Genomic DNA, 834 nt, shown 5'->3' on the forward strand with positions numbered 1-834 from the left:
ACAACAAAAAAAACCCGCCGAAGCGGGTTTTTTAATTGCGGGCCAGCGCTTAGATCGCGCCACGCTGACGCAGCACGTCCAGCACCTGCTTCACGCCTTCGTCCACGCTGGTGGACTGGGTGTCGATCACCAGGTCCGCATCCAGCGGCACATCGAACGGGAAGCTTTCGCCCGGGATGTTGTCGCCAGCGGCAGCGTACAGGCCTTGCGGGTCACGCTCGCGGCAGGCCAGCGGCGAGGCCTGGACGTAAACGGTCACCAGGCGCTCCTTGCCGATCAGTGCCTTGGCCTGCTCGCGGCCTTCGGCATCCGGGGCCACGAATGCGGCCAGGGTCAGCAGGCCGGCTTCGTTGAACTGGCGCGCCACATGGGCGGCGCGGCGCCAGTTCTCGGTACGGCCGGCGCGGTCCTGTGGCAGGCCCTTGTTCAGGTCGTGCCGCAGGTTCTGACCATCGAGCACGTACACCGCACGGCCCATGTCGAACAGCTTGCGCTCCACGGCATAGGCCAGGGTGCTCTTGCCAGCGCCGGACAGGCCGCTGAACAGCACGGTGGCTGGCTGCTGGCCGAAGCGCATGGCGCGCTCTTCGGTGGACACGTGGGCCTGCTTGCCATGCTGCCCGGTGCTGCCATGCGGCAGGACGGGCTGGGCGATGATCATGCCGGCGCCGACGGTGCCGTTGGTCAGGCGGTCGATGACGATGAACGCGCCGGTGGTGCGGTTGCTGTCGTAACCGTCCAGGGCGATGGCGCTATCCAGGGACACCTTGACGCGGCCGATCTCGTTCAGCTGCAGGGCGCTGGCAGCGTCCTTCTCCAGGGTGTTCACATCCA

General features: G+C 66.8%; 1 protein-coding gene. It reads right to left on the reverse strand.

All coding sequences use genetic code 11. The annotated features are described in order from the left end of the window. Positions 1–49 precede the first annotated feature (49 nt). Positions 50–834, reverse strand: a 785-nt coding sequence (cysC, locus tag HP547_RS29030) for an adenylyl-sulfate kinase (RefSeq protein ID WP_172288945.1), incomplete at its 5' end; no start/stop codon positions are given.

The sequence above is a fragment of the Pseudomonas sp. CM27 genome (genome assembly GCF_013179515.1).
In the GTDB taxonomy this organism is placed as follows: domain Bacteria; phylum Pseudomonadota; class Gammaproteobacteria; order Pseudomonadales; family Pseudomonadaceae; genus Aquipseudomonas.